At 54.1% G+C, this 16648-nt stretch carries 13 protein-coding genes; 7 read left to right on the forward strand and 6 right to left on the reverse strand.

Annotated features, from left to right (window positions below; translation table 11 throughout):
* Positions 1 to 77 precede the first annotated feature (77 nt).
* On the forward strand, positions 78 to 566 hold the full coding sequence (locus ACL2XN_RS11980; protein WP_410016261.1) for an RrF2 family transcriptional regulator: 489 nt from the start codon (positions 78 to 80) through the stop codon (positions 564 to 566).
* Positions 567 to 608: 42 nt separating this feature from the next.
* On the opposite strand, the gene ACL2XN_RS11985 is transcribed toward ACL2XN_RS11980, so the two are convergent.
* Positions 609 to 1508, reverse strand: a complete 900-nt coding sequence (locus ACL2XN_RS11985) for a LysR family transcriptional regulator (protein WP_413730888.1) — start codon at positions 1506 to 1508, stop codon at positions 609 to 611.
* A gap of 134 nt (positions 1509 to 1642) precedes the next feature.
* On the opposite strand from ACL2XN_RS11985, the gene ACL2XN_RS11990 reads away from it, so the two are divergent.
* From ACL2XN_RS11990 to ACL2XN_RS12010, 5 genes are all read left to right on the forward strand, one after another.
* Positions 1643 to 2119, forward strand: coding sequence for a carboxymuconolactone decarboxylase family protein (locus ACL2XN_RS11990; RefSeq protein ID WP_410016263.1), 477 nt, complete (start codon positions 1643 to 1645; stop codon positions 2117 to 2119).
* A gap of 360 nt (positions 2120 to 2479) precedes the next feature.
* Positions 2480 to 3685: a PfkB family carbohydrate kinase gene (locus tag ACL2XN_RS11995; protein ID WP_413722214.1), complete on the forward strand. Its 1206-nt coding sequence runs from the start codon at positions 2480 to 2482 to the stop codon at positions 3683 to 3685.
* A 153-nt stretch (positions 3686 to 3838) separates the two neighbouring features.
* Positions 3839 to 4801 carry a sugar ABC transporter substrate-binding protein gene (locus tag ACL2XN_RS12000; RefSeq protein ID WP_410016265.1) on the forward strand — a complete coding sequence of 321 codons (963 nt, stop codon included), beginning with the start codon at positions 3839 to 3841 and terminating at the stop codon, positions 4799 to 4801.
* Between the two features lie 182 nt (positions 4802 to 4983).
* Complete coding sequence (locus ACL2XN_RS12005) at positions 4984 to 6540, forward strand: sugar ABC transporter ATP-binding protein (RefSeq protein ID WP_413722212.1); 1557 nt, start codon at positions 4984 to 4986, stop codon at positions 6538 to 6540.
* Entirely contained in the window at positions 6533 to 7549 is a 1017-nt protein-coding gene (locus ACL2XN_RS12010) for an ABC transporter permease (protein WP_410016267.1), read from the forward strand. Before ACL2XN_RS12005 ends, ACL2XN_RS12010 begins: the two co-directional genes overlap by 8 nt.
* A 124-nt stretch (positions 7550 to 7673) precedes the next feature.
* On the opposite strand, the gene ACL2XN_RS12015 is transcribed toward ACL2XN_RS12010, so the two are convergent.
* Both ACL2XN_RS12015 and ACL2XN_RS12020 read right to left on the reverse strand, forming a co-directional pair.
* Complete coding sequence (locus tag ACL2XN_RS12015; protein WP_413727096.1) at positions 7674 to 8306, reverse strand: aspartate/glutamate racemase family protein; 633 nt, start codon at positions 8304 to 8306, stop codon at positions 7674 to 7676.
* A gap of 118 nt (positions 8307 to 8424) precedes the next feature.
* Positions 8425 to 12252, reverse strand: coding sequence for an NAD(P)-binding protein (locus ACL2XN_RS12020; RefSeq protein WP_413730889.1), 3828 nt, complete (start codon positions 12250 to 12252; stop codon positions 8425 to 8427).
* A gap of 899 nt (positions 12253 to 13151) precedes the next feature.
* Here ACL2XN_RS12020 and ACL2XN_RS12025 point away from each other — a divergent pair.
* The gene (locus tag ACL2XN_RS12025; protein WP_410016270.1) at positions 13152 to 13445 is read left to right on the forward strand and encodes a CsbD family protein; all 294 of its coding nucleotides are present in this window, start codon (positions 13152 to 13154) and stop codon (positions 13443 to 13445) included.
* Between the two features lie 199 nt (positions 13446 to 13644).
* Here the strand turns inward: ACL2XN_RS12025 and ACL2XN_RS12030 are convergent, their stop codons facing one another.
* The 3 genes from ACL2XN_RS12030 to ACL2XN_RS12040 form a co-directional block, all read right to left on the reverse strand.
* Complete coding sequence (locus ACL2XN_RS12030) at positions 13645 to 14766, reverse strand: JmjC domain-containing protein (RefSeq protein ID WP_413730890.1); 1122 nt, start codon at positions 14764 to 14766, stop codon at positions 13645 to 13647.
* Between the two features lie 374 nt (positions 14767 to 15140).
* The gene (locus tag ACL2XN_RS12035) at positions 15141 to 15917 is read right to left on the reverse strand and encodes an SDR family oxidoreductase (RefSeq protein WP_413722207.1); all 777 of its coding nucleotides are present in this window, start codon (positions 15915 to 15917) and stop codon (positions 15141 to 15143) included.
* 30 nt (positions 15918 to 15947) lie between these two features.
* Positions 15948 to 16421, reverse strand: coding sequence for a YhcH/YjgK/YiaL family protein (locus ACL2XN_RS12040; protein ID WP_410016273.1), 474 nt, complete (start codon positions 16419 to 16421; stop codon positions 15948 to 15950).
* Between the last annotated feature and the right edge of the window lie 227 nt (positions 16422 to 16648).

The raw sequence follows: 16648 nt of genomic DNA on the forward strand, positions 1-16648 counted from the left end.
GGCGGCATATTTACAAAACGTCTCAGTTACGGATATTATATATCCGTAACCGTCGTTGTGTTGTAACGGATAAAATCATGATCCTCAAGAGTCAGGTCGAGTGGGCCCTCCATTGCTGCGCCCTGCTCGCCGGTATGCCGGCGGAACGCTATTTGTCCACGAAAACCCTGGCGGAATTTCACGGCCTGCCGAAGGAATATCTGTCGAAAGCGCTGCAAAGTCTCTCCCAAGCCGGCCTGGTCGCGACCACGCTCGGCCCGGGCGGCGGCTACCGGCTGGCCAGGGCGCCGTCTGAGATCACCTTCCTGGATATCGTCGAAGCCGTCGAGGGTAAACGCCAGACGTTTATTTGCAATGAAATACGGGGCAACAACCCCTGCCGGGCAAAGGGAACCTGCGACAGCAAACCCTGTCCGATAGCGCGCATCATGTGGGATGCCGATGCGGCCTGGCGCCATTCCCTCGCGGGCGTAAGCCTGGCTTCCCTCGCGTTGACCCTGGCCGAGGATGTCCCGGACGACCTGCTCAAACGCACCATGGACTGGCTGCTGGAACACTCCGGCTGACACCGCGTACGCCATATCCCGCGCCGCTGTCCTTTCACCATGCTACAGGGACATCGCCGGATCGGCCCCTACCGCCGTCATCAGGAAATCCAGCACCGCCTTGACGCGCAGCGGGATATTGCGGCGCGAGAGATAGACCACATGCATAGGCAACCGGGACGGCGGAAAGCCTGGCATCACGGCGATAAACCGGCCCGTCGCGATATCGGGGCCGGCAACGAGATGGGACAGGATCGCCAGCCCCGCACCCGAGAGCGCCGCGCGGTACACCGCAAGCGCATTATTGGAAATCAGCCTTGGCGCCACCCGCACGGCCGTCTCCGCCGAACCGTCGGAGAAATACCAGGTCATGCCCTCCCCGCCGCGGTTGTAGTAAAGACACTCATGGTGTTGTAACTCCGCCGGCGCGCTTGGCGCGGCGCTCCGGGACAGATAGGATGGCGCCGCCACAAGAAACGCCGTAGTCCACCCGATATGCCGGCAGATCAGCCCATTCGCCAACACCGGCCCCAGCCGGACTTCGAGATCAATCCCCTCTTCCAGCAGGTCAGACGGGTTTTCCCGCAGCACCAGTTCAACGGACAAACCGGGATAGGCCGCCAGAAACGGCGCCAGCAGCCCGCCCAGATACATCCCCAGCGGCCCCGGCACGCTCAGGCGCACCTTGCCCGAGGCGGCGGCGCAGCCCAGGCCGGCCGCGTCGCCCAGTTCGTCGACGGCCGCCAGTACCCTTAGCGCAAAAGGAATAGCCCGTTCCCCCTCGGCCGTCAGCGCCAGACCGCTCGTGGTCCGGTGCAGCAGCCGGATCGTTAAATGGCTTTCAAGCGCCGAAACCTGCCGGGAAACGGCTGGCTGGGTGACGCCCAGATCGGCGGCGGCGGCGGAAAACGAGCCGGTTTCGGCGACGCGCAGAAAGCTGCGCAAGGCGGATACTATGTCCATAAGGTCGCTCCATACTTTTGGTTATAGCCCCTATGCCGCCGTCTCGCTGCGGCGCAGCTTTACAGGCGCTTAATTAAGGATATTATATATCCATAAGGATAACAAATATCCTTAATCACCCGGAGAAATGACAAATGACCCAACGTCTCAATTATGCCCAGTTGTCCCCCGAGCAGTATCAGCAATTGATCGCGTTCTCGGCCGCCGTGCGAAACGGCGTCATCGAGGAGGGAATTATCGATTTGATCGAGGTGCGCGCCTCCCAGCTTAACGGCTGCGGCTTCTGCCTCGATATGCATATCAAACAGGCGACCATCCGCGGAGAGTCCGCGCTGCGCCTGCATCACGTGGCAATCTGGCGCGAATCCCCCCTATTCCAACCGCGCGAGCGCGCGGCGTTGGCGTGGGCCGAATCCCTCACCAAACTGTCGGGCGATGTGCCGGATGAGCTCTATGAACACGTGCGCGGCCAATTTTCCGAAAAGGAAATTTCCGATCTGACTTTCGCCGTCATGGCGATTAACGCCTGGAATCGCGCCGGCGTGGCTTTCCGGGCCGTACCGGGTTCGGCCGACAAGGTATTCGGTCTCGACAAGGCGGGTTTGCGTTAAGGCGGCCGATTCGCGGCTTTCGTCATATCACGACAAAGCGCCCCGTGGCCGGGGCGCGAGGTAGGCAATGATGAAAATCGTTATCAATGGCGGTACCGGCCAGATCGGCGCTCCCTGCGTCACCCTTTCCCGGGCACAATAAAAACGGTTTGCCCTCGTCCCAATGACACGCCAGTATTGCGCCCGGGTTATTCCAAACCCAGTCGCTCCTTGCGCCAATGCTATTATGTGACGCATCTCCTGATCTTGCCGTTTAAACGGTAATCGGAAAAAAATTTTCCCTTTTTTAGGCTTTTTTATGAGCTTTGCGTGATAAACACCGTTCCTCATTTCATATTATGGGTTCCGGGGTAAGACTTGATGAACAAAAGCGAAAGACAAAAAGCGATTCGAGTTAAGCTGGTGAGGGATAAAAATGTCTATGTCGCAGAGCTGGCGAAAGAGTTAAGCGTCACTACGCGCACCATTCGCAATGATCTGAAAGAATTGAGTTCACATGCCAACTGCATGCTATTTCACGGCGGCGCTAAGTTAGCTGAGGTCGCTGATGAATCACTCTTTGAGAAATCCGTCATCAATACCATTCTCAAAGGCCTGGGTGACAGCAGCATGGATTCTTATACGGAATCCGATCAACAAGAAAAGCTTCTCGACGACGGCATCTATATTCTCGGCTCGTTCAATGTCGATATAGTATCGGAAACAATGATGTTGCCGCAAATAGGTCAAACCATCCGGTCATCGTCCACTCATTTTTATGCCGGCGGCAAAGGAACCAATCAGGCGGTGGCGGCAGCGAAAATAAATAATAACGTTCATCTGGCAATAAAATTGGGAATGGATGAATTTTCAGAGAAAGCGAGAAAATACATTACCAATACTGAAATTTCCTCGTTCACTATTTTTGAAAATGAAATAGCTGCCACGGGGATCGCCATTGTCTGGGTTTCCAATACCACTGGCGATAACATGATCAGCATCGACCTTGGCGCCAACGAAACCTTTACACAAGAAGATATTTTATTCGATTTAAATATCATCCAGAGCTGTAAAGTATTTTTAACCCAGCTGGAGAATAATTTCCCCATCACCCGTTTTGCCATTATGCAAGCTAAATCATTTCAGTGCGTAATAGTAGTGAACCCTGCGCCCTATGTCTCGGAAGTGAAGGAGATATTGCATTTAATTGATATTATCACGCCGAATAAAATCGAGGCGGAAGCGCTGTCCGGCATCGCAATCACCGATATTCATTCAGCAAAAACCGCGGCGAAAAGCATCCATAACCAAGGGGCTAAATGTGTCATCATCACGCTCGGCGAGCGGGGTTGTTTATTATTTGACGGCGATATTTTTACCTATGTTCCCGCCTATAAATCAGCGGTAATGGATACCAGCGGCGCGGGAGATGCTTTTACCGGCGCATTGGCCGGATGCATAGCCAATGGTAAAAAATTAACCGATGCCGTGCGATATGCCTGCGCGTTCGCCTCCCTGAAAGTCGAGCGTAAAGGGGCATCAAATATGCCGAACAGCTCGCTGGTTTATCATCGAATGCAACAATAGATTCTTATTGGCTGTTTCACCGATAAAGGAGGTCTTTTCATTTATACCCACGTTTTGCGTACCGTTGCCGGCGGAACGGGGTATACGCACAACAGGGCTGTGGCAACCGCAACGCTGTTGTCTTTATAGTGTCTCTCTAGAAAGGATAATTTCATGAAAAATGTACCATTTCTTAAAGTTATAGGTGCCGTTGCGGTACTGGCGTTTTCCGCCGCCGCTGCGTTGCCGGTTTCCGCCGCTGACACGCAGCATCACAAACCCAAGATCGCGCTGGTCATGAAATCACTGGCAAATGAATTTTTCCTGACGATGGAAACGGGTGCGAAAGATTACCAGAAACAACATGCCGATAAATTCGATCTTATTTCCAACGGCATTAAAAATGAAACCGACACAGCTAATCAGATTCAAATTGTGGAACAGATGATTGTGTCAAAGGCGGACGCCATTATTATTGCCCCGTCGGACTCCAAAGCCCTGGTACCCGTGGTTAAAAAAGCGATTGATGCCGGCATTATTGTTATCAATATCGATAATCAGTTTGATGCCGCCGTTCTGAAGGACAAAGGCTTAAATGTGCCCTTTGTCGGCCCGGATAACCGTAAAGGCGCTAAAAGCATCGGGGATTATTTAGCAAAACATCTTAAGGCCGGCGATCAGGTGGGCATTATTGAAGGCATCCCTACCTCGACCAATTCCCAGCAGCGCACGCAGGGCTACCAGGATGCCATGGCGCAGGCAGGCATAAAAGTCGTGTCGGTACAGTCCGGACAGTGGGAGATTAATAATGCCAATGCCATTGCCGCGGCGATGTTAAGCGAATACCCCAATATCAAGGCGTTATTGGCGGATAACGATAATATGGCGCTGGGCGCGGTTTCCGCGGTTCGCGCAGCCGGGAAAAAGGGCCAGGTCCAGGTGGTGGGCTATGACAATATCGCGGCGATCAAACCGATGCTGGCCGATGGGCGGGTATTGGCGACCGCCGATCAGTTTGCCTCTCAGCAGGCGGTTTTTGGTATCAATGCCGCGTTAACCGCCCTGGAAAACGGGAAAAAGCAAAGCGAACTGGCCAGCAGCGTAGAAACGCCGGTCAAACTGATCGTCAAGCAATAAACACCCGGGCCGCTGAGCGGTGCTGATGCCTGGGACCGGAATATCCCTGTGGTTTAACGTTGCCGCTCACGCCGCGGCAGCGTTAAACGCCAAGGGTTAGCGCCAAACAAAGCGCACCTGTTCCCGGTATTTTGACCCGCCTGTTAACGCAGTTATGCTGCCATCACCGGATAACCCTGAATATGACAGACCGGCATGAAATTCTAGCAATAAAGGGTATCGGCAAAACCTATAGCGAGCCGGTGCTGACGGATGTGAACCTGAAATTATACCCGGGAAAAGTCCTGGCGCTGACGGGTGAAAACGGCGCGGGTAAAAGCACGTTATCCAAAATAATCGGCGGCCTGGTCATACCCACCACGGGCACTATGCTGTACCAGGGCCAGCCTTATACGCCGGCGAGCAGAAAAGACGCGGAAAAAAGAGGTATCCGCATGGTGATGCAAGAGCTCAACCTGCTGCCAACCCTTTCGGTGGCGGAAAACTTATTTATCGATCAATTACCTCACCGCGCGGGCTGGATCAATCGCAAACGCCTGCGCGACATGGCCCGGCCGGTAATGGCGTTGGTGGGCCTGCAAATGATTGACCCGGATACGCTGGTCGGTGAACTTGGCCTGGGCCATCAGCAAATGATTGAGATTGCCCGTAACTTAATCGGTGAAAGCCGCATCCTTATTTTAGACGAACCGACAGCGATGCTGACCAGTCGCGAAGTCGAATTATTGTTCAGCCAAATTAAGCGCTTTAAGCAGCGCGGCGTCTCGCTTATCTATATTTCCCATCGTCTGGATGAACTGGCGATGATTGCCGACGATGTTACCGTCTTACGGGATGGCCATGTCGTGTGCACGGACGATATCAGACGCTACAGCAGCGACCAACTGGTGTCGTTAATGGTGGGTCGCGATCTGGAAAGTACCCTGGATATCAGCGCGCGCCGGCAGGGCGCGCCCATTTTAAAAGTAGAGCACTTCAGGCGGGGTCATATTATTCAGGACGTTTCATTGACCCTGCATCGTGGCGAAGTCCTGGGGATCGGTGGATTGGTTGGCGCGGGACGGACCGAATTATTGCGCGCCATATTTGGTGCGGACCCGGTGGAGCACGGGCAATTATCAGTGGGCGATCCGCTGCTGCCGGTCACCCTTCGCTCCCCAGCCGACGCGATCCGCCACCGGATTGCGCTGGTTACCGAAGATCGCAAAGGCGAGGGGTTGCTATTGCCGCAGTCTATCGCCGCCAATATCTCCCTGGGAAACCGCGATAAAATAAGCCGCTTCTCCGTGGTCAACGCGCGCCATGAACAGCGTTTGGCGCAAAAACACATCGACAACCTGGGCATTCGCGCCACGGGCAGCGGCCAGCCGGTCGAAAGCTTGTCCGGAGGCAACCAGCAGAAGGTGCTGATCAGCCGCTGGCTGGAGCGCAACTGCGACGTCATTTTATTTGACGAACCAACGCGCGGGATAGACGTGGGGGCCAAACGGGATATCTATTTACTCATGAATGAGCTAACCCAGGACGGCAAAGGCCTGATCGTCGTGTCCAGCGACCTGCGCGAATTAATGCTGATTTGCGACCGTATCGCCGTCCTTTCCGCCGGGAAATTAGCAGGCCTGTTTACACGCGGCGCCTGGACGCAGGACGGTATTCTGGCCGCGGCATTTTCCGGCTATCAACAAACAGAAAAGGTTGCCGCCACCCAGGCCGGCCCAGGGAAACCACTCGATGCGTAAAACACCATTATCTCATCACACCGGGCCGCAGAATAGGGAATCACTACCGGCGGAAAAAAGGTTATCGCCCTCTTCCTGGCGGGGACTGAGCAGTTATCTGGGACTGATCGGCGCGCTGCTGGCGATGATCGTGCTGTTTTCCTTTCTCAGCGATCATTTTTTAAGCCTGAATACCTTCAGCACCATTGCCAATCAGATTCCGGATTTAATGGTGATGTCGGTAGGGATGACCTTTGTGTTGATCATCGCGGGCATCGATCTTTCCGTGGGCTCGCTGCTGGCATTAGCCGCCGCCGTTGTCAGCGTCACCTACCTCAATCTGCACTGGAATCCCTGGCTTGCCGCACTGTCGGGCGTGGCGCTGGCGACGCTCGTGGGCTCGCTTACCGGATTTATCACGGTCTTCTGGCGTATCCCTTCGTTTATCGTGTCGTTGGGCATGCTGGAAATGGCGCGGGGAGCGGCCTATCAATTAACCGATTCCCGGACGGCCTATATCGGTTCAATTTTTGATTATCTGGCCGATCCGATTGTCCTTGGGATCTCGCCATCGTTTGTGATCGCCGCCCTGGTGATTTTATTAGGGCACCTGGCATTAACCCGTACCATTTTCGGCCGCCATCTTATTGGCATCGGCACCAATGAGGAAGCGGTACGCCTGGCGGGAATCAATCCCGGTCCCTATAAAATCGCGGTATTTGCCCTGATGGGGGGATTATCCGGCCTGGCATCGCTGTTCCAGGTCGCCCGTCTCGAAGCGGCGGATCCCAACGGCGGCGTGGGTATGGAACTGCAGGTGATTGCCGCCGTCGTCATCGGCGGCACCAGCCTGATGGGCGGACGCGGTTCCGTCATTTGCACCTTCCTGGGCGCTTTGATTATTTCAGTGCTGGCGGCGGGACTGGCGCAAATAGGCGCAAGCGAACCGACGAAACGGGTCATTACCGGCGCGGTTATCATTGTGGCCGTGGTGCTGGACACCTACCGCAGCCAGCGGCAAAAAAAATAACGCCCCGGCCCGGTGCCGCGCACAGCGCATCCGATGGCATAGACATCGGCTCTGTTGAGCTATGCCCTGATGAAAATAGCGCCGCACCCCTTAACCGATCGCCAGGAGCCGGCGACACATTATGTTAGCGCGGCGCCAGCTGGCTGATAAACAACCCCGCCGCGCTGACCGCATCAATGGCTATCTTGCCTAAATGACGGCGGATGCTGTCGGCCAGGGCGATGGTAGAAAACCCCGTACAGGAAAAAGCAATGACTTCCGCGCCCTGGCGATAAAGCGTATCGGCGCAAGCCAGCGCGCTTTCCCGCCCCTGAGCGCTTAAAAGATCCGTCGTGTTGAAGACCCCTTCCGGCCGCGCATAAACCACCGCTTCGCCAAGCAGTTGTTTAAACGGCGCCGGCGCGCCGGCCCCTATCCCCATCACCGCCACAGGACGTTTAAGCATGGCGGCCACGCTTGCGGACGCGCTGCCGGCCCCGATGACGGGAACGGTCACTGCCCGGCGCAGTTCCGCCAGTCCCGGATCGGCCGCACAGCTCAGGAATAATGCATTACAGCCTTCCGCTTGCAGCGCCTGTCCCAGCGCGATAATTTTCGGTATTGCCAGGGACTGGCTGGCATCGTCATAAATACCTTGGCGCTGGTCGGGGATGCAACGACTCAGGGAGATCGTCCCATACTGCTGTTGGATCAGACGGCCATGCTCTTCCACAAAGGCCCGATCGTCATGGGTTAAGACTCTGATAATGCCCAGCATAAAAAACTCCTGTTAAACATCACAATAGCCCGCGGCCAGAACGTCAGCATACAGGGTAGCGCCCGTAAACGATAACGCCGGCCGGCAGTGATCTGTTTAACCTTAGCATCATCCGTTCCTAGGATCCCGCTCCCTGCCGATAGGCACGGCTTTTCACTTTTTCAGCCGCTGTTTTCCCGGCGATGAAAGCATGGTCGGAATTATAATACTCCCATTCACTGTAGCGCCCTGACAGCACGATATCGTGAAGCAATAGCCACTGACGCACCGTGGCAATATTCTGCTCACGGGCATGATCGTAAATCACGTAGGCATAAGGAATGTCAATTTGGTTAGCCGTGATAACAGTATCCTCCGCGCTAAACATCCCCACGGCAATACACTCGGCGATGCACCTGTCGATAAGCTGTTTTCCTTCTGCGGGGAGCGGTTTGAGCGGTGAATAGCTTATTTCGCAGGTCAATCCGCACCCGCCGGGAGGGTTACATAAGGGACTGGCGTTGCCCTGGACGAAAATCCGATGAAAAACGGTATTGCCGGCAAAATAAATCCAATGTTTATCGGTCAAATTTGCGCGACCGATACCCAGGTTGACGCAGCGGACCGACACATGGCGTAACCCGGCCGCCGCCGCCCTGACGTCTACAGGAACCTCGTCTCCGATGATGCGTATCAATTCCGGCAGCGGCATGGTGCTGATCAACTGCTCATAACTGTATTGCCTGCCGTCGGCCAGGACGGCGATATGCTGGTGCGCCAGGATTTGCTTCACCTCGGCGCCGGTTTCAACCGTACCGCCGATATGCGGCAGGAAACCCGACATCAACGCCTGAAAGCCGCCACGCAGCGGATACCCGAAGCGGGCATTAGGTCCCATGGGCTTGGCTGTCGACCCCAGGGCGCCTTCAATGATTTGCGCCAGGTCAGGCAGCGGCACACGCCCGCCCAGCCAGGAGGTTTCCATATCCGCGAGCGGAACCGTCCATAATTTCTTATTGTAAGGAATGGCGAAATGCCTGGCGATGCCCGCACCCCAGGTCCGGTAGATAAACTGCTCAAAATCTTCTTTCCGTCCATGCCGGTCGGTGGCGCGGCCAAGAACAAAATCCGGTACCGCGCCATCGGCGCAGCAGTCCGTATGCGTGCCATGCTCCTCCACGCCATGGGTAACGCAGCGTTCTTTTAGCATAGGCGCGCCGGCGGCGCCGGGCGGTTCATAACGCGCCGCTATCGCCCCAAGGATACATTCCTTTATGATAGCGGCCGGCAGTCCATGCAACGCGCCCTGAAAAGGATAACGGGTGTAAATACCGTCGGTGTAAATCCATGCCTCACGCTCTTGCCAATGGATATTATCGCCCAACAGCATGTCATACATGGCGAGGACATAGGGATCATTGGAAAACATGATATGCCCTGCATAATCAAAGGTGAAGCCGCGATCTTCGACGGAGCGGCACCATCCGCCTACCGTCTTGTTGCGTTCAAGCAGCAGGGCCCCCGAACCATAATGATATGCAGCGCTCAGCCCCGTCGGCCCCGCGCCGAGGATAAGACAGCGGACGGGCGATGCGCTTGCCGGGTGGGGCGGCGTCAGCCGTAAAGCCGGCGTTACCGGCAATCCTTGCTCCGCCTGCGCGACAGGCGTGTCCGCTGTAGGACGAGATGGTGAAACGGTCAGCTCATTTTCTATTAACTCATGCATCGCCTGCGCTGTTTTGTCCCAGGAGGTCGCATCAACAATGGCTTTCATTTGCTGCTGTTGCATTGCCCGGGATGCCGGCGGTATAACCAGCGCGTCTTCACAAGCGCGAATAAAGCCTGCGTGATCCTGTCCGATAGCGACGACATGACCATAAGGTTCCTCAACATCGGTAATGGCGCTGCTCACCACCGGCAATAACGCCGCCATATATTCAAGCACCTTGGTCGGGCTGATAAAACGCGTTGATGCGTTCAGGGCAAAAGGCATTAAGCAGACATCCCACCCGGCAAGAAACTGGGGCAATGCCTGATAAGGCTGCATGCCAAAGTAATGAATATTAGGCCGCTGGGGAAGGAACGCAGGATCTATTTTGACTACCGGCCCAACCATTATCAACTGCCATTGCGGATGCGCATCCGCCAGGGCCGCAAGCAAAGCCAGATCCATGCGTTCATCAATCACGCCGAAATACCCCAGCCGCGGATGGGGCAGTTGATCCTGGAGCGGATGATGATTTGTCCTGTCCCGGGCTTGTTCAAAATGAATGGTATCCACGCTGCTGGCAAAACAGTGCACATTAGGATGTCGCCCCGCCTTGGCGGCATATAAACTGGGACCGCCGGTAAAAACGATATCGGCACGCGCCAGCAAGGCGGATTCGCGTTGCATAAGTTGTCTGGGCGCTTTTTCAAATGCGGACAGCTCATCCATGCAATCATAAATAACCAGCGCAGGAGTAAAGACAGCCAGTAACGGCAACGCCATAGGCGTATAAAACCAGACGATGGGCATCTCGTTTTCTGGCATTAACTCAGCAAGAAGCTGTTGAATATAGGGAATCTGGCTATCATGGAAACCTGCGGCCTGTATAGGCGTATGCGGCTGGATAACAGTGATATTCGGCGCCGGGGTCGTTATATTCAGGCCTGGTTCCAGCAGAGAGAAAATAGGTTCTTCTATAAAAAAGATGCGATAATGTTGCGCCAGGCGCGTCATGAGATGCTGAGGGCGTTGAAAAACGAAATCCCAGCGCAGATGGCTAAAAACGTATATATTTTTCATAATATAAGTATTTTCTCCGGCGCTTGCTAATACGCCTAATTGTCTTTGGAAAAGCGCCAGCATATGCTGGGCTCGCAGGAGAGCAGAGGCATAAACAGCATCCAGTATCCGAGCCAGCGGGTCCGGCCCCTCACGGTCGAGGTCCCATAATCCGCTATGGTGCCAGACGTTTTTATTTTCCCAGTCAGGTCGGTCGATAATGGGATAAAGACAAATGCCCAGCAGCTCGACTCCCGCTATTTGCGCCTGGGCGATATCGGCGGCAATCTGGCCTATCCAGGCTCCGCGTCCGCTGCCCACGTGACTGGTTTCCGCCAGGAGTAGGGGGCGTTTGTAGCGATGGTAGAGCTCTTGTAACATATCGTGCAGGGGACGGCGCCGCGGGTCGCCCAAATGCCAGAAGAGCCGTTGGTTATTTTCGCTTTCCCATTGGTTATCATGATAATAATTGGCTCCAATGATATCCAGATAGCGCGGCGCGCCGCCCAGTTCAGGCGCGCTAACGCCTGACAGCATGTCCCAGGATTCAAACTGGGCGGCTTGCCAATCAGCGGCCTGCCGCATCCCCTCAGGCCGGCTATCCGAAGCCACGGTAAAAATAATCGGGTCACAATGTAGAATCCGCGCCCGCGGGTCCGCTGCCCAAATAGCATCACATGCGGCAAGACATGCCCGAACCAATTGGCGTTTACTTGATTTTCCTATCTCCACCCCGGGCGGCGCGGAACATGAAAATAACCCCACCGAAATTCCCCAACTGGTAAAAGAGATTTCATTTATCGGCGAATAGACGGGGGCATGGGAATAATAAGGCCGTAGAAACGCGGCCACGGCGCCGCATAAACGGGCGAAGCGGGAAACAAAGTCTGGCGAAAACACATCAATATCTTCCGGCCAACCGTAATGGCATATCGTCCAGCATAGTTGCATCCCTGATTTATTTGCCGCCGCCATCCGGACCGCCAGGGAGGAAAAATCATAACCCTCCTTACCTTCAACCAGGCGCCAGCCGACACTTTCTCGAACCGTTGTAATATTAAATGCTTTTAACGCGTTATAATCCTGCAGAACGCGTTCTATGTGCCCGGTTGCCTCGTTTAATGCAAGTATTTCACCCAACCGGTTGCGATGATCCGCAGCTTCAAATCCCGCCTGCCAAAAACTGCTGAAAATAGTCATGCCGCCGCCTCTAGATATTAAAACTTTATCTCTTTGTTAATCGGCCGTAAGAATTATGCGTTCTAACTAATATTCAGGCATGGGGCATGAAGACCCCGCTGACTTGCCGGATAACAAAATTCAAATAATTGATATTTTTTATTTAAAACAGAAATACAGAAGCCGAATGCCTGTCGCTAACAAAGCATATCCATGAATAACGCGTCTCGCGGCAAAATGGCGGGAGAGACTTAAATAAAACTTACCTTTCTTTTACCATACTATAGAACATGGCGAAAATTTCGCTAACCCGTCATGTATTATTTTTTACAATTATTATCTAGCTATCTGTTTTTGATAAAAATTAAATATTACCGCTGCGCTTAAATACGTTTAACACCTTAGAATAGATAACTATTTATCTTAAGTGGCGTTAAACAGTACCAGGGTATTTTTCGCGACATTGCATTATAGATGCACCGCGGTGGATTATATTAATTTTTACAGCAGCTTATCGATGCCGTTAAGGATAAGGCATTATCCGCTGAATACCGCCATGATCAGCGTTTTCGCAGATCCCCCTGGCGATGATCCCAGTCGCCTGACGCTGCGCAGGCGCAAAGCGGTGGCCGGTTATTGCCTTAGTAACGCCAGTTACGCCACCGTGGAATCGTAAGCAGAACCTGCCATCCGGCAGGGACAAGCCTGGGCTATCGCCCACATTTCTTTTGCCCGTTTCCAGCCGCGGTTCTGACTGCCGGTATGCTCGCCTGGACAAGGCCTTTTCAGCGTAGCGGCCATGCCGCCGACCCGGGATGGGCTTTGCAATATTCCAATAGTCCGAAAGCTGGCCTGCGATTATGTCTATTAGCAAAACTTAACTACGCTTATTCTTGTCGATAATTAAAGGAGGGAAAGTTATGTCTGAGATCACAAAAACCAATAATGACACCATCGGTGATGTTGCCGACAAGGCAAAGAACAAAGCAGAACAATTCGCTGGGGCTGCCCAGAAAAAATTCGGCGAGGCCGTAGATTCCCCCGAACAAGAAGCTAAAGGCGCCGCCAGGCAGGCCACGGCGAAAGTCTCCGAAGCATTAAACGATGCGGCTGCCGGTGTTAGGGAACATGTCCGTGAAAACCCGCTGGTGGGACTTGCCGCCATCGGCACCATCGGACTGCTGCTCGGCTTTATCCTGGGCCGCAGCAAATAAGATCATGGGGCGTGTCCAGCGCCCCTTTCTTCCCTGTATTCACCCACACTGCCCATGACGATCGTTACCGGGCCCGTTCCGCGCAGCCTTGGTAATCATTACCACTGTTTCTCCGCCGGCGATGCCGAGCCCTCACCCTGTCGCGTCGATGCGTTGGTGCGCGGACATCCCTGAAAATGCCATTCACGGCGCCTGTAGCCTATTCGTCAAGGAACCAATAACCCTGATTAACCAGCCCGGTTAACGCCGTGACGAAAGCCGGGTTGTCCAGCGCCTTGCCCAGCGCGTCCTTACCAATCAGGGTGTGGCGGCACAGGACGTCGGCGCCTGCGGGATCGGCCGTTTCCAGCCGTTCGCTGTTGACGAAAAAGCTCTCGCCGACCTGCAGGACCCGCAAGCCGCCCAAGCGCGTCAGAACCTTGCCCGCCATCAGGGCGCCGACAATCTCATCTTCCTTGTAGAGCGGCTGTGCGGGCGCGATATCCAGCTCGTGGCGCGGGGTCGTCGCGAAGCGGCCAAACCACTGGGCAAAATCTTCCGGCTGATTCATCATCTCGATCATCATCGCGCGCAGACGGTCCAATTCAGCATTTTCGACACGGCCCGGATGTTCCCGGCACGTTAAATCAGGATCGCTGTAGTGCTCGCCGCCCAGATCGTTTTCCAGCGCATAGTCGGCGAAGCTGCTGATTAAATCCCTGCCGTTTGGTCCGCGAAAGCCTACGGAATAGTTAAGGGCGGTTTCGTGAGTGAAACCGTCGTGCGGAAAACCGGGCGGAATGTATAAAATATCGCCGGGCGCAAGGTCTTCATCAATGATGGGCATAAACGGCTCGACGTGCAGCAGCGCCGGATGCGGGCAAAACTGCTTCAGGGGCAGTTTAGCGCCGACACGCCAGCGGCGGCGTCCCATCCCCTGGATGATAAAGACATCGTACTGATCGATATGCGGTCCGACGCCGCCGCCCGGCACGGAAAAAGAAATCATCAGGTCGTCTAAACGCCAGTCCGGCAGCACGCGAAACGGACGCACCAGCTCGGCAGACGGGGCATGCCAGTGGTTAACGGCTTGGGCCAAAAGCGACCAACCGGTTTCTCCCAGATTATCAAAATGCTCGAACGGCCCATTGCTGGCCTGCCACTGGCCATTTGCATGGCTGACCAGCCGGCTGTCAACCTCTGCCTCCATCGCCAGGCCGGCCAATTCGTCCGGCGTAATGGGATCGACAAAATCCGGGAAGGCGTTTTTTAATATAACGGGTTGTTTTTGCCAATATTTCTCTAAAAACTCGGGCCAATTGAGATTAAGTTGATAAGCCATGCTTGCACGCCAATAAGAAAACAAACGGGCCTGATTATAAAGGGCCGCACGCGGGTGCCGCCTTGTCATGGGTCAACCTGGGCGTTCAGCAAAGCAAAATAACCGCCGCCGTCAAAAGATGTCCTGCGCGTTTTCCCACGCTAGTAATGCGTGACGCCATCTGGAGTAATTGACTGATATTTTACCATTTTTATTCAAGACATCAGTGAGGTAAAGCTGAACGACTGACGCTTGCAGGCCCGGAGGAGGATGCCGGGCCTGCGACAATAGGTGCAGTGATTAAGAACCCCGTTGATAAGCGCGCTATGGTACAGCCTCATCGTCCCTGATAGCGCCGGGGTCCCAGGCAATAATGATTAAGACTGAGCGCCGGTTTATCCGCGCCCGACAAAGGGCATATTGCTGGCCATTACCGTCATAGTGAGAATATTTGCTGATAAAGGTAACGCCGCCATGTGCCGCACCGCGTCAGCAATATATTTAACGTCGACCATCGGTTCCGCCGCCGTGCGTCCATCCGCTTGCAAAACGCCTCTGGTCATCCGTTCCGACAACGTGGTCAACGCGTTGCCGATATCAATCTGGCCGCAAACGATATTAAACGCGCGCCCGTCCAGAGCAATGCTTTTCGTCAAACCCGAGACGGCATGTTTACTGGCAGTATAGGGCGCGGTGAAGGGCCGGGGAGTATGTGCGGAGATCGAACCGTTGTTGATGATACGTCCGCCCTGGGGCGTTTGTTTCCTCATTAAACCGAAGGCCGCGCGGGCGCAAAGAAATACACCGGTGACATTGGTATTAATGGCATTGAGCCATTTGTCCAAGGGCAATTCATCCATTGGAACGGCGGGCGCATTGACGCCCGCGTTATTAAACAACACATCAAGACGGCCATACCGTGCCGCGATTTGGGCAAATAACGCTTCCACGCTTTCAGGGTCGCGAACATCTGCGGTTATGGCAATCGCCTGCTGTCCCGCCGCCTTTGCCGCATCCTGGACTTCAAGCAGGGGCTCAATGCGCCGCCCGGTGAGAACAACGGTAAATCCGTCCTGGAGCAATCCCAAAGCAACGGCTCGGCCTATACCGCTACCGGCGCCCGTGACGAGCGCTATCCTGGCGTTTTCTACTTGCTGTATTGACTCGGACATACCTATCTCCTGTAAATTGTATTACCTGAATTATACCAACATGCTCAAGTGGATTTTGAAAACCGCTTTTAGTATGGATGTATCATTACCGCTACGGCCTCGGGTCCGATGGATATCATCAGGAAAAAAAATACCAAACTCCCCCGGCCCCATGGTTAAAACATCTTGCCGAGTGTTGAGGTCGTAATAAATCATATCGCTACCTGGCGTTTTGTCTTCTGTTATCTTTACGCCATCATCCACGCGAGAAAAGCCAATCTTTTCCTCCCCAGACAACAAATACTGAAAGTCAACATATTCCACATGGGATTCCGGTTTACATTCACTCAGGTCAATGGTGTCGTACGATTGCATAAAAAAGAAGAGCTTATCAGGAATTATGATGTGTTTACCCACCATAAGACCGGCTAAATCATTGTTGCGTATATAATCTATTATTGTATTGAACACCGGATGAAATGCGCTTTGTTCTTTATTCCAGTCGGCCAGTTTACTGAATATCATTGCGTATCCCTTCAGAATGAATCATGACGTCGTCATCAACCGGCAGTAAGTATAAACAATCCGTAAGACATAACAGATGTTATTACACCCACAACCCTCGTTTGTGCCATAGCGTTAAACCACTGCCAAGCAAATGCAACATTACATTTACACTAAGACGTTTTTTGCTGCGGCATCCCATATAAATCGCACCTAAAACGGAAGATCGTCAGAAAAAACCTCCGCAG

The sequence above is a fragment of the Sodalis sp. RH22 genome (assembly GCF_047324165.1).
Taxonomy (GTDB): domain Bacteria; phylum Pseudomonadota; class Gammaproteobacteria; order Enterobacterales; family Enterobacteriaceae; genus Acerihabitans.